18 protein-coding genes and 1 pseudogene are annotated in these 22,153 nt (G+C 36.4%); all 19 read left to right on the forward strand.

From position 1 onward, the window contains the following. The first annotated feature begins 175 nt into the window (after nt 1-175). On the forward strand, nt 176-562 hold the full coding sequence (locus tag JOD07_RS14375) for a hypothetical protein (protein WP_204614453.1): 387 nt from the start codon (nt 176-178) through the stop codon (nt 560-562). Then, complete coding sequence (locus JOD07_RS14380) at nt 563-994, forward strand: serine integrase family protein (protein ID WP_204614454.1); 432 nt, start codon at nt 563-565, stop codon at nt 992-994. Further along, nucleotides 981-2,552, forward strand: coding sequence for a recombinase family protein (locus JOD07_RS14385; RefSeq protein ID WP_204614455.1), 1,572 nt, complete (start codon nt 981-983; stop codon nt 2,550-2,552). The genes JOD07_RS14380 and JOD07_RS14385 overlap by 14 nt, the downstream gene beginning before the upstream one ends. 104 nt (nt 2,553-2,656) lie before the next feature. Further along, the gene (locus tag JOD07_RS14390) at nt 2,657-3,100 is read left to right on the forward strand and encodes a winged helix-turn-helix domain-containing protein (protein ID WP_243429346.1); all 444 of its coding nucleotides are present in this window, start codon (nt 2,657-2,659) and stop codon (nt 3,098-3,100) included. 20 nt (nt 3,101-3,120) lie between these two features. Next, a complete protein-coding gene (locus tag JOD07_RS14395) occupies nt 3,121-4,086 on the forward strand; it encodes a hypothetical protein (protein WP_204614456.1) in 966 nt (321 codons plus the stop codon). 74 nt (nt 4,087-4,160) lie between these two features. Beyond that, nucleotides 4,161-5,108: a hypothetical protein gene (locus JOD07_RS14400; RefSeq protein WP_243429347.1), complete on the forward strand. Its 948-nt coding sequence runs from the start codon at nt 4,161-4,163 to the stop codon at nt 5,106-5,108. Nucleotides 5,109-5,220: 112 nt separating this feature from the next. After that, complete coding sequence (locus JOD07_RS14405; RefSeq protein WP_204614467.1) at nt 5,221-5,772, forward strand: hypothetical protein; 552 nt, start codon at nt 5,221-5,223, stop codon at nt 5,770-5,772. Continuing rightward, nucleotides 5,769-7,130 (forward strand): hypothetical protein, encoded by a 1,362-nt coding sequence (locus tag JOD07_RS14410; RefSeq protein WP_204614469.1) that lies wholly within the window; start codon nt 5,769-5,771, stop codon nt 7,128-7,130. Before JOD07_RS14405 ends, JOD07_RS14410 begins: the two co-directional genes overlap by 4 nt. Nucleotides 7,131-7,308: 178 nt before the next feature. Then, complete coding sequence (locus JOD07_RS14415; RefSeq protein ID WP_204614471.1) at nt 7,309-8,475, forward strand: hypothetical protein; 1,167 nt, start codon at nt 7,309-7,311, stop codon at nt 8,473-8,475. A 1,170-nt stretch (nt 8,476-9,645) separates the two neighbouring features. After that, nucleotides 9,646-11,604 carry a methyl-accepting chemotaxis protein gene (locus JOD07_RS14420; protein WP_158741781.1) on the forward strand — a complete coding sequence of 653 codons (1,959 nt, stop codon included), beginning with the start codon at nt 9,646-9,648 and terminating at the stop codon, nt 11,602-11,604. Nucleotides 11,605-12,189: 585 nt separating this feature from the next. Further along, on the forward strand, nt 12,190-12,795 hold the full coding sequence (locus JOD07_RS14425; RefSeq protein WP_158741782.1) for a DUF4230 domain-containing protein: 606 nt from the start codon (nt 12,190-12,192) through the stop codon (nt 12,793-12,795). Nucleotides 12,796-12,807: 12 nt separating this feature from the next. Next, the gene (locus tag JOD07_RS14430; RefSeq protein WP_158741783.1) at nt 12,808-13,470 is read left to right on the forward strand and encodes a DUF4230 domain-containing protein; all 663 of its coding nucleotides are present in this window, start codon (nt 12,808-12,810) and stop codon (nt 13,468-13,470) included. Between the two features lie 440 nt (nt 13,471-13,910). Next, nucleotides 13,911-14,744: an exodeoxyribonuclease III gene (locus JOD07_RS14435; protein WP_204614473.1), complete on the forward strand. Its 834-nt coding sequence runs from the start codon at nt 13,911-13,913 to the stop codon at nt 14,742-14,744. 341 nt (nt 14,745-15,085) lie between these two features. Further along, nucleotides 15,086-16,030 (forward strand): AraC family transcriptional regulator, encoded by a 945-nt coding sequence (locus tag JOD07_RS14440; RefSeq protein ID WP_204614475.1) that lies wholly within the window; start codon nt 15,086-15,088, stop codon nt 16,028-16,030. A 16-nt stretch (nt 16,031-16,046) separates the two neighbouring features. Then, nucleotides 16,047-19,340 carry a TrmO family methyltransferase domain-containing protein gene (locus tag JOD07_RS14445; RefSeq protein ID WP_204614484.1) on the forward strand — a complete coding sequence of 1,098 codons (3,294 nt, stop codon included), beginning with the start codon at nt 16,047-16,049 and terminating at the stop codon, nt 19,338-19,340. 579 nt (nt 19,341-19,919) lie between these two features. Next, complete coding sequence (locus JOD07_RS14450) at nt 19,920-20,618, forward strand: radical SAM protein (protein WP_334299670.1); 699 nt, start codon at nt 19,920-19,922, stop codon at nt 20,616-20,618. Between the two features lie 100 nt (nt 20,619-20,718). Further along, nucleotides 20,719-21,111, forward strand: a complete 393-nt coding sequence (locus JOD07_RS15560; protein WP_243429348.1) for a radical SAM family protein — start codon at nt 20,719-20,721, stop codon at nt 21,109-21,111. 4 nt (nt 21,112-21,115) lie between these two features. After that, nucleotides 21,116-21,286 carry a hypothetical protein gene (locus tag JOD07_RS15565; protein ID WP_243429349.1) on the forward strand — a complete coding sequence of 57 codons (171 nt, stop codon included), beginning with the start codon at nt 21,116-21,118 and terminating at the stop codon, nt 21,284-21,286. Between the two features lie 336 nt (nt 21,287-21,622). After that, nucleotides 21,623-22,060: pseudogene (locus tag JOD07_RS14460) on the forward strand (ATP-binding cassette domain-containing protein); the annotation flags it as partial. Between the last annotated feature and the right edge of the window lie 93 nt (nt 22,061-22,153).

The raw sequence follows: 22,153 nt of genomic DNA on the forward strand, positions 1-22,153 counted from the left end.
CGGTTATATGACTCCTCAACAGCTTGAAGATGCTTTAAGAAAAACTGCATAAAAATTTGAGTTTTTGTGTCTACTATATTGACATAAATCCAATCAGGCATTTATTACGATGATCAACAAGCTTATCTTCGGACACGAGTTTATCCTAAAGCCATTATTAAAGAGCTTGCGATCTTTGAATTATTCAGCAAACCTGACTGAAATACTGGAGCTTGAGCAAAAGCTGGAGGAAAATATGGAGCGAAGCCGGGTATTGACAAACCTATTAACCAAGGGGTACCTTTCCTCCTCCCTGTTCAGCGAACAAAGCAATGAACTGCGAGCAGAAGCAGCTATGCTAAAGGAGAAGAAAAAATTGCTTTCCCGCAGCGTGAATAATGGTATGACCGCTGTATCAGAAGTTGAACAACTCCTTAAGTGGGCTTCTAAAGCAAATATGATAGAAAGCTTTGATGAAGCCATATTCAGTCGGTATATTGAGAGCATCATGGTCTATTCGCAGGAAGAAATCGGTTTTAAGCTGAAGTGTGGGCTTACTTTAAAGGAAAGGCTGGTGAGATAAATGGCTCATACTCCTTACGGCTATATCATCAAAAATGGAATAGCGGTCATAGATGATAGATCGGCGAGTCAGGTAAAAGAACTGTTTCGTGCATATCTATCGGGTCTATCGCTGGCGAATGCCGCCAAACGAGCGGGCATAAAGCGTTGCCATTCTTCAATTGCAAAAATGTTGACCTGCAATCGATACCTTGGGGATGCCTTTTATCCACCGATAATTGACGAGGATACCTTCAAACAAGCTGAAGCCGAGAAGATAAAAAGAGCCCGGATACTTGGGCGAATACGAGAGCAGGTAGAACCAAAGAATTCATTGGTGAGGATGCGTTTCTCGGCGTCTTCTCCTGAAACACTTTATGAAGATCCTTTTACCCAAGCTGAATATGCCTACAGTTTGATAGAAAGCGAGGTGATAGTGGATGGGCAATCTTAAGAATATAACAGTCATACCAGCTCGTGCTCGAATTGGAAATACGGTAAAAGCTGATGATAGGCCTAAACTACGGGTTGCAGCCTACTGTCGTGTTTCAACTGATAGTGAAGAACAGGCCACGAGTTATGAAGCCCAAGTTGAGCATTATACGAACTATATTAAAGGTAACTCAGAGTGGGAGCTTGCAGGCATATATGCCGATGATGGGATAACAGGAACTAATACAAAAAAGCGAGATGAATTTAACCGAATGATTGAGGACTGTATGGAAGGCAAAATTGACATGGTTATTACCAAGTCCATCAGCCGGTTTGCCCGAAATACTCTGGACTGTTTGAAATACATCCGACAGCTGAAAGATAAGAACATCCCGGTATTCTTCGAAAAAGAGAACATAAACTCCATGGATTCAAAGGGTGAGATCATGTTGACTATTATGGCTTCCCTCGCCCAGCAAGAAAGTCAATCCCTGAGCCAGAACGTAAAACTCGGATTCCAATTTCGATACCAGCAAGGAGAGGTGCAGGTTAATCACAATCGTTTTTTGGGATATACCAAAGATGAAAACAAGCGGCTTGTCATTGTTCCTGAAGAAGCAGAGGTTGTAAAGCGTATATACCGGGAATACCTTGATGGAGCAAGTCTATTACAGATTGCGCGTGGTCTTGAAGCAGATGGTATTCTAACTGCCGCAAAAAAACGAAAATGGCGCCCGGAGACATTAAAGAAAATATTGCAAAACGAAAAGTACATCGGTGATGCTCTGCTTCAAAAGACTTATACCGTAGATTTCCTCTCAAAGAAGCGTGTTGTAAACAACGGTATTGTTCCACAGTATTACGTTGAAAACAGCCATGAACCGATTATTCCGCGTGAAGTTTTCATGCAGGTACAGGAAGAAATGGTGCGTAGGGCAAATTTGCAGGCTGGAAAGAGCGGCAAAAGACGAATCTATAGCAGCAAATACGCTTTGTCCAGTATTGTGTATTGTGGAGAGTGCGGGGATATTTACCGCAGGGTGCATTGGAACAATAGAGGGTGCAAATCCATCGTTTGGAGATGTGTTAGCCGCCTTGAGGAAAAAGGATCTGACTGTTCCTCCCGGACTATTAATGAGACAACATTACAAGAGGCAGTAGTGAAGGCGATCAATGAGGTGTTAGGAAGTAAAAATACCTTCCTTGCTGTTCTGCAGGAGAACATAGCGGCTGTTTTAAACGAGGATAACGATCAGACTATTCAAGAGATAGAAAGCAGGCTAAATGAGCTGCAGCAAGAGCTTCTTCAACTTGTCAATGAAAAAGCAGACTATCAAAAAGTGGCGGATGAGATTTACCGTTTGCGCGATCTCAAGCAGAACATACTAACTGAGAATGCCGAACGTGAAGGAAAACGGGAACGCATAGAAGAAATGATGAAATTTATATATGACCAGTCTGTTGAATTACAAGAATATGATGAACAGTTAGTAAGGAGACTTATTGAAAAGATAACAGTATTTGATGAAAAACTAGCTGTTGAATTTAAGTCAGGAGTAGAATTCGACGTTCAAATATAAAAACTATGAACTGACCGCCAATTAAGGAATTGTATCCTAATCTGGCGGTTTTATTATTTTTATACAAATGTATGAACAAATATATAGACAAAGAAGTTGATTAGATGTATAATCATGGTAACGAACCTGGCGAGGTGAAAAGCATGGATGTAAAAATAGATAGTTTAATACCCTTTGATTTATTACGAACTGATTTGGAACATGTTTTTTCTGTGGTAGAAAAGAACGATAAAGTCGTTCTTCTTAAAGATAATAAGCCTGCTTATATTGTGCTGAAATATGATGGTGAGGGTATTTCTGAAAATATCATAGAGAAACATGCTAACTACACACTACAAGAAGCTATGAAAATAGTGTTATCAGAGGCTGATAACAAAACTATGCATGCATCCGAACTTGCAGATGAAATATATAAACGTAAGTTGTATTTGCAGAAAAACGGGAAGAAAGCACAGTATACTCAGATTAGGGCAAGGTGTGGGCATTACCCGGAATTATTTGAGGCCCTCCCCGGTAACTATATCAAATTAAAGAATGGTGTAGAGTAATGAATAAAGGGGATGCCGAAATGGATATAAGCAAAATTAAATTGTTATCGTATGATGAGGTACGTGCCTTATATAGAGAATTCCTACATAGTCAAAGTATTGCAAAAGCGACTATAAATACATCTTATGTTGATACCTTTTACCTTTGGAGGAAAGGTAGTAAAGACCTGTTTTGGGATACGGTAACTTCACCTGTTTTTGAGAATGATGCAAAAGAGGCATTAATTAAGGTTCTTTCTGAGAACTCGACAGGTAATGTCAATTCACTTGTTAATAGTTATTTGTCTCATTTAAGAAGATTCCGTTTATTCTTAGCATCTGACGGAACTGCCAATACATCAACGCTTAAGCGGAGTAATACTGCTAATCGTACATATAGACGTAAGAAAAAAACAGAGGTTAATGTCCCTCAACCATCAACTGAACAGGTTGAGTTATATCTCGCTAAGTGGAATACACTTGAGAACTATCGCTTGCAGGAGATTGCACTTAATAAGCTATTCTTTGAGATATGTCCGAATAATACAGACATTATTGATGTCCTTTTGAAGGCATCAGCGCTTAACGACTTTTATAGTACAAATATTTTCTCTATTTATCCAGTGGCCAAGCACATATGCTCTTTGAACATTGATACGAGACTTAAGGTTGGAGATGTCACCCTTGTTGGAGATATCCAGTATGTAAATATCGGCGATACTGAGAAGAATTTTTACTCTTTTGCCACAAAATATTGCAGCCATCACAATCCACTCGATTTTCCGATTTATGACAGCTATGTCGATGAGGTGCTTTGTTATTTTAGAAATCGTGATGGATTTTCAGATTTTCCTGATGGTGATTTGAAAGATTATATTAAATTTAAACGTATACTGACTAATTTCCGTACTTTCTATAGCTTGGATAAATATAACCTCAAGCAAATTGATCAATATCTTTGGTTACTTGGTAAGGACTACTTTCCTAAAACCTACGGAAAGAAATGAGGGGGCAAGTATTTATGAAGATTCATTATTTTCAAAGATATCATGCGAAAGAGAATGTCGCAACAGCAAATACGATGTTACTATTGTCTCGATTATATTCATACTCTTCTGATAAGTTCTTTCGTTTCCTGAAATCAGAATTCTTTTCAGACGCCTTCGAACCGGAGATTGTTTTTAACCTTCAGGAAAAGAGCACTAAAAGCATTCCAGATGCAACTATTACACAAGAAAGCTTTAAGATTGTTGTTGAGACAAAAATGTCTGATTGGTTCTACTCTGATCAGTTGCTACGACATTTGAAATCTTTTGGCGACGAGAAATATAAAGTGATAATTACCTTAGCACCGGAGTTGATGGCCCCGGAAAAGAAAAAAGAATTCGATGACCAATTAAAGAAATATAATGCCACACAGAGATATCCTATCATGCACGTTAATACCACTTTTGAGGGTATTATTAATGCGATACGAGATGTTATTGATGATAGGGATTATGAAATGCAAGAGGTTTTAGAAGATTTCTTGAATTACTGTTATAACGACAAACTCATAATTGTGTCAGATTCATGGAAACGTATGAGAGTACAACTGGCAGGTACTACATTTAATTTCAATATTAGTGAAAACCTTTATTACGATGATATTGAGCGTGGATTTAGTGCGCATGATTATCTCGGCCTATATAAAGAAAAAAGTGTAAGAGCAATCGGGAAAATCAATGCCATAATCACTGCAGTAGCTACAGAAAACGGCCTTGAGTATAAAGCTGAACTTGGAGATTTGACCGAAGAAAGAAAGCAGCAAATTGATCGTGCAAGAGAAGATGGTAAAAACTATGGCTATGTAATGGATGCTACAAGATATTTTTTCGTAGAAAAATTCTACGAGACTGATTTCAAGAAGATAACTCCCAGAGCACCGATGGGCTCACGAGTGTTTGATTTAACACAAATTCTTGAAACAGAAAAACTACCTGGAACTGAGGAAATCGCAGAGTTACTTAAATATAAGACGTGGGGTTAGTTGCTGAACGGAACAAATATGTATGTTGGTTCATTGGAGGTTCACTTATAATTGCAATGATGATAATGATACGAAATGTGTCTGTATGTAAAACATGAAAGGTGGTATATGTATGGGTGAATACATAAAAAAGAAGAAGGATATGGTATTCCAAAGTGTGGAATCATTACAGCAGGTTGTTAATGTTATCAACGAAGCAGCGATAGCTGTTAATGATAAGACACGAACTATAAGAGAGAGTGCTATTCCTGAAGTTTTAGCAGGAGCTATTGGTGCTGGTATTGGTGGAGTAGGTTCATTTGCCGCGTTATATGGTTTGGGCTCAGTTGTCGGTTTATCTGCTGCAGGAATCACATCAGGACTTGCAGCGGCAGGCGGTATTGTTGGTGGTGGAATGGTTGCTGGAGTTTTCGTACTTGCTGCTCCGGTTGCTTTATTGGCAGCAGGTGGTGTTGGTCTTGCATCTCACTTAAGGCATAAACAGCTTAGACAGGAGAAAGAGCGTTTATATAAAGAAGCGCTTAAAAAGCATCAAGCCATTATTCAGGCGTTGAAGGATGAAGCAAATGCAGATAAGGAACGTCTGGATTATTTACAGAGTCTTAATATCCTGTTGACGCAGGCTATAAAAGATTTGAAGAAGGATTTAGGTGAAACTGCATGAGTAAGTTCAAATACTCTGATGGGGAACAGCAAATAAACAATGTTCTGAATTATCAGGCTCAAGAGCTCAAGAGCATTCAACGTCCTGATATGTCTGGAGTGGACAAGCGAATATCAGAGAGTGAAGAACTGCTAAAATCACTTGGTTATTCACTGACTGATATTCCAAAGATTATACCATCATCAGAGAGAAGAAAGCTTATTGTACCTACTTGGGAAGAAATGTGCGCTGAGGCTGAGAAGTCTGTTGGATACAGCACAGAACTGGAAACTCTTTTTACCAAGGAAGAGTTACAAGCAAATGAGCAGGCCATCAGCCTGTTAAATGAAGAATTCAATGCTGTACATCGACTTGATAAATTCGATATTACAATAAGTGCTGCGGCGGGATTATTAGCGGCTGCAGTAGATATTCTCTTAGTAGGTATTCCACATAAAACTCCTGATGGACTTAAAGCAGGAGCTTTGTCGAATTATATACGGGAATGGTTTGATGAAAAGTTTCCTGAAGAAGAAATGGAAAAGCTCGCAAACTCAAGAGTTAGCAAGGTTCCGTATGATGCTCAGGATAATAGAAGTACGACAGAATATGTTAACGGACTTTCTGCGTATTATCATAGGCTGCTATCTCTAGGACATGATCCTTTGCTTGGTCTGATATTCGGTGTGTTCGATATTATGACTGGTAGAATGACAACTATTGATAAAACGGGCAAAATCGTATCTCAGGTAATGGAGAATTATGCAGACAGAAAAGAAAGTAATATATTTGCAGCTATTGCTAAGCAAATAATCCATTTTAAGTCGGACATCACCACTTCAATGGGATTACCCGCTCCGTTGATGGGATTATTTAATTTTCTACAATTTGGTAGTATAGGTAAAGAGGAACAGACAATAGCAGAAATAGTACAAGGTATGTACTACGAAGGCTATGATTTCATTCATTTCTGTTCTATGTCAATTCCGACAATGATTATTGAAGTAGTAGTTAGATTAGGATATGCATTCAAAAGAATAAAAGAAGGCTATCCATTAAAAGAATCTATTCCGTTTTCTTTGAATAGAGAAAAACACCCGAAACTAAGCACGATGCTATTTATAGGTCATTCAGCTGCTACTGCGGTAAATGCCGGTAAAATATACTTTACAAAAAATCCAATGGCGATAAATTATCCACAGTGGATATCATTTGCTAAATATTCATATAAACAATTAAAGTGGGCGCTATTAGAAAAGCCAGAACTAAGGGATGCTTACGTGAGAGGAGCTATTCTTGAAGAATTAAGTGTGGTTTACGAAGAAGTAGATACAACTTTTAGAGAATATGCAGAAAAATATATTGTTGTATTCAATTAAAAATATATTATTTAGGTGCTGCTGCTTTGCTGATATATTAGTTTTGTAGTCAGGGTTAGCGACAGAACAGTATAGACACTTTTCAAAATACATGGTTGTGAGATCTGGTTGAATATTAAATGAGGAGCCTTTTGAATTAAGTAGGCTAAATATGGACTTTACTTAAGGGGGCGGTTGCTTGTTGCCTTTGGATTTATTTGATAATGATTCCTTGACAGACCTTGAAAGAAAAATAACAAAATACGTAAATAAAAATTTAGAATGCATCATCAGGGTACTGTTGGATTTCTTGGAAGATAACAATGGATTTACTTCAGAGGATTTCCTGCCATATAATAACTTAAAAATTGATAACAAAACATGGATTGAAATGGTTTATGATTTATATGACATAGTCCGTTCTGATGTAATAAGGAATTATATCAAACCAAAGTATGAATTTTTACTCTATGCGATACTTCAATGGTGGGATGATTGTAATGACAATCCTGATGATCTTCTTGAAAAACTTGATAGTGGTTTAATGGATGAAATTCAAAAAACATATAGTTCTGAGGAAGGTGATAATTATGTTTTAAATGCTATTACTGAGTTTGAAGAATACTATTACATACTTTTTGCAGATCATGACTTTTTACCTAGCAACTTAGAAAGGCTGTTAATAATATATTTAAGAAATCCTGAACGGTTTAAGATGTATTTTCCAGATATAAATCTGGAAGAGTATCGAGAATTAATGCCTCAAGATTTACGAGAACAATTTGAAGAATTGAGTTATGGCTCAAGCGAACCCAGAAAAAAAGACTTGTCAGAAACCAATCTACTACAAGATTTACTTTATTGTAGTACAAAATTGCAAGCAAACCACAAGTATAAAAATTCTCTTGAAGATGAAATGAACGATTATATGCGTGACTTACTTGATGCAATGGGATATGATGTACGAGATCAGACAAGACAAGGGTCATCTAATACCGGGAAGCAGGCAGGAGAAGTAGATATTTTAGTGAGAATTGAAAATTTTCCTTATTCTATAATAGAAGCTCTAAAATTATCAAGCATTGATAAGGCATACATAGCTGAACACATTGACAAGATATACAAATATGACACACATGGTCATAGATGTAATTTTATTATCTCATATGTTAATATAGGCAATTTCAGAAAGTTTTGGGAAAGTTACTTATTATTTATAAAGAAATATAATTATCCACATAAACTGGTTAGTTATTCAGTGCCGCAAGACAACCAATACGCCGAATTGAAATGGGCGATCACAGAACTGAAACGTAATGATACTGTAACTAAGCTCTATCACATAGTTATACATATTCCGAGTTAAAGTCCATAGAAACAGTGCTTGCGGTTGCTGTTTATATGTAGCTTTCGGTAATTATAGAAGTGACATAGTTTCTTACTGCACAATTATCGGGGTTAACAAGATTACCAGCAACTAATCTCAATGTTTATTGACGGATGTGTATAATTAAGATATGCATAAACAAGCGACCACATATATTGATATGTTCCCGCGAACGTCGGTTTCTGGGAAAACAGCCAAAAACCCATTGATATGTTCCCACGTACAGATGGTGCCAAAAATCGCCCTCAGACATCAATTCAATCAACTCAAGCCATCCGGAGATGGCAATCTTAATGTCACACAAAGACAAATAAATAGGCCCTAAATGGATTGAAATCAAGGTTTCCAGACTTTTGGTAAATATTGCCGGATGATGGGAACCTTGTTTTTTTACTTTAAAAGAATGGATTGATCTTTATATGTGTTCCTTTTTATAGTGTATTCGAGAAGCAACTTCTTGCTTTTTATAGCAAAGACAACTGACGACGTATGACGGGTGACATCTATAGAAGACTTCGTCATAAACCAGAGTTACGGATAGTTGAAGTATATATAGGAATTGACGGGAATCATCAAAATGAATTCATTTGCAATTCTAAGTTTCCAATAGGGTCGGAAAAAAATGATAAAACCATTAGATGATTTGAAAGAAAATTTTGTCGATAAAAATAAAATAATGTTGAAACTTGTCGTTTACGCTGTAATATGTTATTCTATTATAGGATAAATAAAAGTTATGGGGTTATTTGCTTTTTAATCTTGCTTTTCTAGGCATAGGAGCAATTTTCACCTCAAATTGCAAATAGGGTTCTCAACAAGAAAAACTCGGTGATATTTTTGAAAAATAGATTCAACATTTTGCATGATTCAATAGATTCTCATTTTGCGGGAAGATGGAAATCTTTAAACAGAATGAGTCATTGAAATTTACAAAGGGGGAACTATTTAGAGATATAGAGCTGCAGTTGAACTGAAAATACTAGGGGGTAGCAAATGAATAAGATTAAAAGTGCAATAAAGGCGAGAATCAAAAACATAAAGACATTGAACTTTACAAGATTAGTACTTATATCATTTTTGATAGTGTAAATAGCTATTATAGGAACTCTTTCATTAGTAGCTATCAGTGCTATCAGAGAACAGGCAGAGTTGAAAGTTGAGAAGCAGCTGCAAGTAGATTCTATATCGGGAGCATCTTTGGTAAATGACTGGGTAGATTATAAACTTAAAGAGACAGAGATCGCAAGCGAAATGATTAAACCTTTAGAGGATGAAGACTCTGTCAGACGTCAGCTTAACAACATTATAATAGATGATGACGTTATATTAATCTACGTAGGATATGAAAATAATACGCTGATAGCAAATAAAGCAGATTATCAGGTAGACGAGAGTATAGACATTAGGCAAATGGAATGGTATAAAGACGCGCTGACAAATGAGGGCATTTATTTGTCTGATCCTTATGATGACGTAGTTACTGGAAAAGAGGTAGTTACATTTTCAAAGAAATTAACTGACGAAAACGGGAAAATAGTAGGTGTAATCGCATTAGACGTTTCTTTAGAAGACGTACATACACATATTAAAGAGATTAATCTGTATGATGGTAAGGAAGACATTTTCGTAGTAGGTAATGCTGGACAGATAATAGCCAATAAAAAAGAAGGCGACAGATCCAAAGATGCATCTGCTGAAAATGATGAAGTAGATGCGATATCTTCAGTAACTGTAACAATAAAGGAAGAAGATAATATTAAAGAAAATGTAGGCGAGTTAACAGACACTGCAATATTGGACAAAATAAGTAAAAGTGCCACAGGTGCATTCAGAGCAAAACATGACGGTGCAGAATTAATCTACTACTATAGATTAATTCCTGGCACAGCATGGAAAATAGTTATTGAAGTCCCTTACGAAATAGTAGAAAATGAAATTAAGCCTATTATAAAGGATTTATCAGTTTTCATACTTATTGTATCAGCTATTTCATTGGGAGTAGTAGCTTTCATGGTTCTTGTATTAATGAAGAGAATTCTTCTAAGGTTAGCTGAAAAAGTTAATCAAATTGCAGAGGGAGATTTGACCGTAAGCGTAGACAGAATGTTAGTTAACTCTACGGATGTAATAGGAACAACGGCTAAAGCAATAGAGGGTATGAAAGAACAACTGGCATTCATCGTAAATGGGTTAAAGATGTCATTAGTACAATTGAATGACGTTGTGACAGAGGTAAAGGACTCTACGGTTGAATTACAAGATCAGTCTGAAGAAACAAGTGCAACGGTAGAAGAACTATCTGCCGGTATGGAAGAATCAAGCGCAACAACAGAAGAAGTAAGCGCTTCAATGATTACTGTCAGAGATAATCTGAATAATATTGTAACTATTACTGAAAATTCAATGCAAATGATTGATGGAATTTCTGTGAAAGCTGAAAGGATTAAAGATGAGGCTAAAGAGGCAACTTTTAAGGCAAATGCAATTTATCAAGAAAGCAAAACAGAATTAGATAAGGCTATACGGAAAGCAAAGATGGTTGAAGATATTAAATCTTTAGCCGATGCTATCAGGGAAATAGCAAATACTACTAACTTATTATCATTGAATGCATCTATTGAAGCTGCCAGAGCTGGTGAGCATGGTAAAGGTTTTGCAGTAGTAGCTGATGAAATTAAAACCTTAGCTGAACAGTCAAAAGCAACTGTAGAGCAAATACAAAATAAAATAGTAACAGTAGTAGAAGCAGTGGAAAACTTGGCTGAAAGAAGTAACCAACTGATAGAATTCATAGATGACCAAGTAATTAATGACTATAAACATATGGTTAGTATCGGTGAGTCATACAGCAAAGATGCTAACGATATCAGAGCTGATGTAGAAGCCCTTGTTAAAGTTATTGAAGAGTTAGCAGCTAGTGGAGAACAGATTACTACGGCAATCACCGAAATAAGTACTACGATTTCGGAAAGTGCTGCCGGTACAGATCAAATTGCCCAGCAGTCAGCTATCATTGTACAAAGAGTAAATACTATAAACGATAGTATGAAAGTATTAAGCGAAAGAAATGAAGCAATAGAGCAAATAATTAGTAAGTTCACAGTTTAATTGAATTTATCAGGCGTATGAACAACCACTATATTCTGGCTTATATAACTCGGATTATAGTGGTTGTTGTTCTATTTATTATATTTAAGAAGGCGTAGTATTTACTTTAAGCATTGAAATGATGGTAGATGGTATTGCAAAAAATTCCAAGTGTATAAGCGTCATTGCCTTTTTGTTGTATTTTCTAATGTTGGTTTTATCTGGAACAACACTTCCATGTTTAAACACGAGGATATGTTCCTTTTGCCGTGTAAACTTAGTAAGAAAGTTATGGGAATTATTAAGAAAATGTATTATATAGAAACTTATTTTTATTGCATACGGAAGCAAAGCAATTGCATTGAAAATGATTGGGTTGAGTGATTTGATATCGGGTTTCCTATAAGTTGGACAGATAGAATCTTCAAATACATAAAAAACAGTTTATAGATACTTAAAGAAAATATAGATTGCAAATTTCGACTAAAATCATTATACTTAAATTGGAATTTTATTGAAACATACTAATAAAATTATGGGTTTGGCAAAAGTGACAACCATTTTGGTGTTGCAAGTTTCAAGTTCAATATAAAGGAGAACGAAAATATGGGAGAATTGAATCCAATAAATACTTCAAAAAGCAAAGCAATATTATACGTTATTGTTCTTTCAATGGCGTTTGTTGCTGTTGCAGGTACATTTGCCCTGTTTCAAAAGGGACATGAAAAAAAGGAGAATGCGCAGATAATTACAGTTTCTACTCTGGAAAAAATCATCAAAGTCAGTGAACTCTCTACTTTTACTGCTGTATACAATGGGATTGCTGAAGTGAAGAACAATAATAATCCTGATCAGACCGACTATTTTGTATCGTATGAAGCACGGGTAAATGCAGGAATTGACTTTGATAAAATTGTTATCACAGTGGATGATGAAGCCAAAACAATAAAAGTAGATATTCCGGATGCTTATATAACCGATATCAATGTGGATATATCGTCCTTGGATTTTATTTTCTACAACCAACAAGCAAACAGATCAACTATAACGCAGGAAGCGTTTAAAGCTTGTGAAGCAGATGTTCGGGAAGAAAGTGAGAAGGAGAATGCCATTCTTAAACTGGCTCAACAGAATGCTGTAAATGTAATAAAGGCGTTGGTAAATCCGATTATAGAGCAATTAGATGCTAACTACACTTTGGTGATTGAATAAGGGGGGCTGGGAATGAAAAAAATATTAATTCTTTTCCTGACGGTTATTATACTATTGATAAGCACATCTTGCGATCAAAAAGAACCAGAACCTGTCAACATGGAACCAAAGGTATCGCAAATGAAATCAATTTGTGAGTTAGCTGTAATGGAGTGCTATTACCACAATGTTGCAAAATTAAAAGAGGAGGATGCGGAAGGAATACTCTGGTGGAAGAAGGACAAGCATTTTTGGATAGAGTACAGTGGCATAGTAAAATTGGGTATTGATGCATCACTGGTAAACATGGAGGTAAACGGTACACAAATCACAATAACGCTTCCCGAAGCCAAAGTGCTTGGTTGTAAAGTAGATTCTACATCGCTTCAAGAAGGCTCATATATTGTAGATGTCAAATCTGCAACTATAAGTGCAGAAGATGAAGTGAAAGCTTTTGCAGAAGCTCAGCGACAATTAGAAGAAAACGCAGCCAGCAATCGGGCTCTTTTGGCAGAAGCGCAGCAAAGAGCACAAACCTTGCTGGAAGAATATATCATCAATATTGGAAATGCCTTGGGCAAAGAATATTCTATTCAATGGGTTTATCTGGATTCTCAAGGGAAGCCTCTTGGCAGTATTGTTAACATACCTGATACTGAAGATGAATCATCCAATACAGAGAATTCCTCTAACTAAGACCTTGTTTCTCTGTGCAGAATCATATTAAGTCTTTATAACACAGAGATACATATACGTTTTGAAAATAGAATTTATGCTATTAGTATTACTGTAACTAATTTCCAAGCCATTCTGATATGCTCCTCATCTTTTACCAGGTTCTGAAGGTAAGGATGGATTGATATCAGCATATTTAATTAATGCTAGCCTACACCTCATATCTCGTGTTATACTTGTCATACGGAAATGCTTCCTTTCAAAATATATTTTTGTTGTGGTGACTTAAATATAACACAAAGAGAGCATTTCCGTTTTACTCTATTTTGATTTTCAACACATATATTGTAAGCTTACAACAGGAAAAGATATTTCCGTGATATGATATCGCTAGAATTAGCAGTATATCAAAATATAACTTTATCAAGAATGAAAATAAGATTATAACAGGAGGAAAAGATTTGAAACTTATTTCATGGAATATTGATTCATTAAATTCAGCCTTAACAGGTGTATCAGAACGAGCGGTATTAAGCCGTAAGGTAATGGATACCATTGCGGAAATTGGTCCCGAAGTTCTTGCTTTACAAGAAACTAAGCTGCCAAAGGATGGACCATCAAAAAAACACTTAGAAATCTTAAAGGATATGTTTCCAGAATATGAAGTCGTGTGGAACAGTTCAGTAGAACCTGCACGTAAAGGATATGCCGGGACTATGTTTTTGTATAAGAACAGTTTAAAACCGATTGTGACCTTCCCCAAAATCGGTGCACCAGGCACTATGGATTTTGAAGGCAGAATAATCACATTGGAATTTGATAAGGTCTACATAACACAAGTGTATACTCCAAATGCAGGCGATGGTTTAAAGCGTTTAAAGGAACGACAGATTTGGGATATTAAATATGCAGAATATCTGCAAAGTCTGGACCAAGAAAAGTATGTAATTGCAACAGGTGATTTTAATGTAGCTCACAGAGAAATTGATCTGGCTCACCCTGACAGCAATCATAATTCAGCTGGATTTACTGATGAGGAGCGAGAAGGTTTTACCAATCTCTTAAAAATAGGTTTTACAGATACCTTTCGTTACATACATGGTGATGTTACTGGTGTTTATTCCTGGTGGGGACAGCGTGTCAAGACCAGTAAAATTAATAATTCCGGCTGGAGAATTGACTATTGGCTGGTGAGTGATCGAATCGCAAATAAGGTTCTGAAATCTGAAATGATTGATTCGGGACCAAGGCAAGACCACACGCCTATATTGCTGGAAATTGACTTGCAGGTATAAATTAAGGAAAAAGGCTGTGCAAAGTTCATATTGAAAGCAATATCAGTGTATAGAAACATAAGGACTATTCCTGTAATACCAAAAATGAGATGCTCATCCATGCAATTAGATTGTTTGATCTCGACAACAAGGTAAATAGAAAGTAAGGAGTTGACTATGCAATAGCAGATTCTTTAGAATAAGGAGGCAGAGCTATAATTAAATGCTGAGGACTTTATTCCTTTTTGGAAAGTACTTTGATTAAAAAACATTGTACCACAGAGGATTAGAGTCCTCAATTTTTATTTAAGTTAACAAAACGATTATAAATATACGGAGAGAAATTCTGATGCTAAATTTGTATGGATATCCAAAACGAAAAAGAAGGAATGAATATGGAACCGGTTATAAGTAAATCAAGACAGCTCTATATTGAAAGAATAAATGTTGTTCAGGATTATATAGAAAATCATTTGGATGAAGAAATTAATATTCAAAAGCTTTCAGAAATTGCATCTTTTTCCGAGTATCATTTTCAAAGGATTTTTAAGCAGTTCACATCTGAAAGTTTATATAGCTTTATTAAACGATTGCGCCTTGAAAAGGCTATTTTTCTTCTTCGAAGCAATCCCAAACTCACAATACAAGACATTGCACTTTCAGTTGGCTTTTCAAATCAGGCTTCCTTTGCAAAAGCATTAAAAGAAAAATATCAGGTTAATGCCAGCCAGATCAGGAAAATGGATGATTTCCAAATTAATTTGATGATTAGTAGAAACCGCACGAATGGAAAAGTATTGGCAAATAATTCATATTACAATAAACCTGTCGATCTCACCATTCAAATTATAGAGCCCATAAAAGTACTATACACAAGATATACTGGTGCATACAAAGGCAATTCCGACTTGTTTTCAACGCTGTTTACCAAGTTATACTTATTTGCAGAAAAACATAAATTGGTAAACCAAGAGACAAAGTGGTTTGTAGCATATCATGACTATAGTGATTTAACAGAGGAAGAAAAGCTTAGATTGAGTGTATGCATGTCCATAAATAATGATGTGGCTTATCAGGGTGAGTTCGGCTGTATGGAGCTTGCGGGTGGAAGATATGCTGTGGGTAGTTTTCTGCTTGGAGAAGACGAATATCAGGGCGCTTGGAATTATATGATCTGTGAATGGCTTCCAGACAGTGGTTATTTTCTTGATGACAGACTTTGCTTCGAGTATTATCCGCCGCAAGAACAAGAAGATGAACATGCAAGGAGGGTTGTTGAGATATTTGTACCGATAACCCCCTTATAGGAAAGGAAGATATCAGGTGAAAAAGGTTGAGTTTCAGCCAATAGGGGATTATATTCCTGATTCTGAAGGCAGCCGGATAAGGATTATAATTAAAAGAGATTTAAAAGATGCATTGATCAAATTAGACCATTTCAGTCATTGTGTTATCTTTACAAAGGAAAAACAGGGTTTTAACTGTTATACAGCAAAGATCGTAAATTTGATCCAAAAAACTGGTGAATTGCTTATTGAATCTGATAATCAACTGAAAGGTGAACTGGTGGACATTAAGCCCTATTTTCCCTGTGAAGAGAAAGTGGATCATTACAATAAGGAGATCGTGTTAAGGGAAGAGGATTTTGAATCATTGTCTTTTAAGGGGGAATCCATTGGAAAGTATTTCAACGCTCATGATGGGGGCATTATTCAGTTTCAGAAATCTGAAAATCTTTCAGCTGAGGCAATTGAAAGAGTTGTAAAATATATAAAGGAAGGAGCCTTTCTGAGAATAATATGGTGGTTTGACCGTTTTGATGATAAACGGTATCGAAGCTGTTTGCTATGTAACCCTCCCTATGACAATGCTCCGAAATGCGGCGTATTTGCCACAAGGTCACCTGTAAGGCCAAATCCTCTTGCTTCAACTGTTGTCAAAGTTAAATCTATCGATCCGTATAATAAGAGTATTAAGGTTTTGGGTTTTGATGGATTTGATCATTCTATGATTTTACAAGTTATCCCATACAAAGAAACAGATATTTGTGATATAAAGGTTCCGGAGTGGGTTGAACACTGGACCGATTGTAAAGTATTTTATGATATTAACGAGATAGAATTATGTGCTAATGGCAATAGCAATGCGGTTTATGATAGGGTTACAGAATATTTTGAGGAACTGGAAAGCAGTGAGATTGGAGAGGAAACTGAAAATCTAAATGAAATTGTCGTTGAAGGTGCTTCAATTCACAATCTACAGAATATAAATGTCAGAATACCAAAAGAAAAAATTACAGTGATAACAGGCGTAAGCGGAAGCGGAAAGTCAAGCCTTGCTTTTGACACGATCTATCACGAAAGTCAGAAGCAGTTTTTGGATCTAATTGCATCGAATACATTAACAGGAACTGAGTTGAAAGATTCCAGAGTTAAGAAAATTACAGGCCTTCAGCCTTCCATAGCCATTGAACAGAAAAGTCTGGGAGCAAACTCGAGATCAACCGTTGCCACTGTAACAGGAATAGGAGAGTATCTACGGCTTCTGTTTGCCACTATCGGTGAGAGAATTTGTCCTCATTGTCTTAAAGCTGTCCCGGAGAATAATGTATGTAATTCCTGCGGTACAATTTATTTTAAACTTACTCCGGCTGTATTCAATTATAATAATCCTGATTATATGTGCCCTGTTTGTAAAGGTCTTGGAGAGGAACTCCAGGTAGATGTTGATTTAATCGTAACAAATCCTGAGTTGTCTATTTTGGACGGAGCCTCCCCATGGTGGGGAAATTTGAGAAAACACAGACAAAAGCCTAACGCAAACTGGATGAAGGGAGAAGTTCTGGCACTGGCAGAAGATATGAAAGAGAACCTGGAAGTGCCTTTTAAAGATTTGTCAGAAGAATTCAAAAAGCAAATTTTCTATGGCAGCAATGGACGGTTGGTAACTTGGAATTATGTGAATCCTAATGGCAGAAGCGGAACCATAACCAGACCGGTGGAAGGGGCAGTCAACATACTTAAGCGTTTATTGGCTGAAAATCGTACAACGGGATCTATTGAACACATTAAAAGATATTTTATAAATAAAAAATGCAGCAGATGTAAAGGCGAAAGACTCCTTGAAGAAGGACGACTGGTAAAGATAGGGGATATAAGATATCCTGAAGCAGTCAACATGAGTATAACTACTCTGAGAAATTGGTGCCATTTTATATATGGAAATTTGAACGCAATTGACCGTGAAAAGTACAGAGATATACTACGGAAAATAGTCACAAAACTCAAAAAGCTTGAAGAGGTTGGACTTGGATATATCACTCTGGACAGAAGTATACCGTCCCTTTCTGGTGGTGAGGCACAAAGAGTAAAGCTTGCAAATCAATTGGGATCAGGTCTTTCCAATATTTTGTATATCATGGACGAACCTTCAAAAGGTTTGCATCCTAAAGATTTTCAATTCCTGATCCGAGCTATTTGCGATCTAAAAAGGTTGAAAAACACAGTTATTGTCGTTGAACATAGAAAAGAATTTATTCAGATGGCGGACCATCTTATAGAGATAGGACCTGGTGCAGGAAATTACGGTGGACAGCTATTGTACTCAGGTAAGGGTGAACAGCAAATGTTCTGCGATGCCAAGGATTATGAATACTCTGTTAAGCGTGCTGTCATTGAAGAAAATGAAAAAATAGTGTTGAAAGGTGCAAGAACCAATAATTTAAAAAATATTGATGTTTCCATACCTCTCAAGAAAATGGTATGTGTCGTAGGGGTAAGCGGCTCCGGAAAAAGTAGTCTGGTATCCAAGACATTATATCCAGCTATAGAAAAGGCTCTTGGCAGAAGTGTGGAGGATGTTGGAGAGTATGACAGTATTTCAGGGCTTGATGGTATTTCTAATGTATACTATGTTAGCCAAAAGCCTATTGGGAAGAATTCCAGATCTACCCCGGGAACATATACAGGAGTATTTGACTTAATCAGAGATTACTATGCTAATCTAAGTGATGCGAAAAAAGCAAAACTGACTAAGGAATGTTTTAGCTTTAACAGTCAGAAGGGACAGTGCGAAGTATGTAAAGGGGCTGGTGAAATAGCCATTCCAATGCATTTTATGCAGGATATTTATGTTCCCTGCCAAAAGTGCAAGGGCCAGAGATATCAAGAGTCTGTATTGAAAATAAAGTATAAAGGGTATTCCATCGGAGACTTACTTGATTTAGAGATCAGAGAAGTCAGAGACATATTTAAGAACCAATCATCTATACATCGAGTATTGGATATGCTCTGCAAGGTCGGGCTTTCATATATCAAATTCGGGCAAAGTGCGACAACATTATCAGGTGGTGAAGCCCAAAGAATAAAGTTAGCAAAAGCACTGTACGATGGAAAAACAGAAGGTGCTATTTATATACTGGATGAACCCACTACAGGGCTTCATGACAATGATACCGATAAGTTGTGCTATATTATCCGTGAACTGACATCCAGGGGAGCGACAGTTGTTGTCATTGAACACAATCCAAGAATTATAAGACAAGCAGATTATATAATCGAATTGGGGCCCGAAGGTGGAGAGAATGGAGGATTTTTATTAAGGGAAGGATGGCTATAAACTTTAACATATTTCTACGAACAGATGTTATAAAAAAGGTCCATAGATATCAATTCTATCAGCCCGATCCGTGTCGAAACAGTTTTCTTAATGTTAAAATAGAGGTATAAATTAGTTAATAATAAATTAAATCAGAGGTTTTCAGACTCATAGTAATTATTATTGAGTTTTGAAAACCTTATTTTTTTATGTTGATAGTATACTTGGAGCAAGATATTTAGGCTAAGATTGAGATGATAGAACTACTTTTTGAAATCGCTGATGTATTTTATGTAGAACTCATTAAAGCAGAGCTGCAAGTGTTTTATCGAATAATATCTACAGGGGTTTGTCTGTAAGCGGAAACTCTTTTAATTGATGTTAATAAGGTTCTGTAAAATAGATAGACCCTACTCTAACTCTTCAATTGTTTTGGGAGAAGTAATTGCAATACGGATGGTTGGTGAAGTGGATACATTTCCCACAGAAAATCTTTCAGAAGAGAATACTTGAACGCCATGTTCTACTGCTAATTTTTCAAAACTAGCTACAGCAGGTTGTACGCATCACAAATGTAAGTTTTGCACGCTGTATAATGATATTCCATTTAAGTTTAGGATGTCAGCGCTTGAAGATATAGAAGCTGATTTAATAGAAGCAAAAAATCAGATTCGACTGTGGAAACAACATAAAATACAGCGTACATTTTTGACCGGAGCCAACCCATTTGCTTTAAAATTCGACAGATTAATGGCAATTGCAGGGTTGATCAAGAAGTATTTTCCGGAAAATCAAACAATAGGGTGCTTCTCGAGGATAACAGATATTTCTCTGAAAACAGATGCAGAGTTAAAGCAATTAGCTGAAGCAGGATATGATGGATTGACAATTGGTATTGAAACAGGAGATGATGAAGCATTGAAATTTATGAATAAAGGATATGTATCTTTGGATATAGTGGAACAATGTAAGCGATTGAATCAAGCAGGTATTACTTACAGTTTCTTTTATCTGACAGGTATCTCTGGAGAAGGACGTGGGGAAATAGGAGCAAGATTGACTGCCAAAGTATGCAATCAAATTCATCCTAAATTAGTAGGAGCAAATATGTTGACTATATTTCCGGAATCGGAGCTTTATGAGGAAATTAAAAAAGGGAATTGGAAAGAAGAAAGTGAGATTGAAAAGTATAAAGCACTTAAAACTCATGTAGAAAATCTTAGTAATCGACAGTATTTGCAGCTTTGGGAGCTTCCAATGCAATACAGATTTAAGGAAAACTGCCAGAAGATCGAGTAAAGCTTTTAAATATTTTAGATGAAATTATTGAAAATGTTAAAGAGGAAGAGCTGAGAGAATATCGTAAGAGACTTCCTCACTTGTAAAGGAAGTTTTTAAGGTGCATTTTACAGGCAGAACATGGAGACCACCCTACGAAGCCAACTCCTGCATTATTCAGCTTACATCGGGATGTACTTATGGAAAATGTCGGTTTTGTAATTTATATAAATATGAGCCATTCCGTTTGTCTCCATTATCAGGATTCGAAGAAGATTTAGCGGAAATAAAAAGATATCAGCCGGGAGTAAGACGTATTTTTGTGACTGGAGGAAATCCATTTGCACTTAGTTATGAAAAATTGAAACCCTATGTACTGATAGTGAGGGACTATCTGACTAAATGTCAGACCATAGCAATGTTTGCAAGTATCAGAGACATTAAGAATAAAGGAGTATGGCAACTAAACAGCTGGAGAGAAGGAACGAATTTTGGAGATGCAGACATTTATTAGAAATTTGCAGAAAAGGACACATTTCTTTGCCAATACAATATCAAATTTCTATCCTGTTTCTGCATACCTTCCAAAAGAAAGTGAAAAGATAGTGACAGAACTGCAACAGGTTATGGATACTTTTAGTGAGGAAGAAATGCAGGAATATAGAAATAGCTTAAAATCGTTGGGATAGATGTATAAACTGAACTGTTGCTTGTCCTATGTGAAAAAATAAGGTATCATTCCTGTATAAACTGATCAAAGCTCACAAGAGACGACTTGGAACTATTCATGTCAGGCTGTCCCAAAGGTGATCCATATGGTATGCCTAGGAGGATGATTATAGTATTGAATAGCCTATTCCCATTGTTTCAGGTATATGAAGCGATAACATAAAAGTATTCAGCGCTGTCATGAGGATCATATATTTGTCGATGCTTCATAAGCATTGAACCGGAGAATAGGTATTTAAGCTGTATTGAGGTTGATGCTTCGCGGTGAGGATATGGATGTTTAAGGAGGGTTCCAAATGATATGTGTTAAAAATTTAAGGTTTGGTTATATAAATCGTCTCTTTATCGAAAATATGAGTTTTGATGTAAAGAAAGGCGAGATATTTGGTTTTCTTGGACCTTCTGGTGCGGGAAAGAGCACTCTGCAAAAAATACTTACCGGGCTTTTGATGAACTATCAAGGTAGCGTTAAGGTAAATGGAATTGAGGTAAAAAATCGTAATAAAAGCTTTTATGAAGACATTGGCGTTGATTTTGAATTTCCCAGCCTTTATGAGAAACTGACGGCCAGGGAAAACCTTGCTTTTTTTGCTTCACTTTATAAAAAAAGTCTGGATGCTGATGAGCTGCTTAAAAGCGTGGGGTTGCAGCAGGATGCCGATAAACGTGCATCTGATTTCTCGAAAGGAATGAAATCACGCTTGAATTTTATTAAGGCATTAATCCACGATCCCGTATTGTCCCCCTTATTTTGGACAAAAACTCACTAATGCTTAATATATCTTAGAATTTCATATTAATTTTTCTTCACCCTAATTTGATTCTAC

It is taken from the genome of Defluviitalea raffinosedens, assembly GCF_016908775.1.
GTDB lineage: Bacteria > Bacillota > Clostridia > Lachnospirales > Defluviitaleaceae > Defluviitalea > Defluviitalea raffinosedens.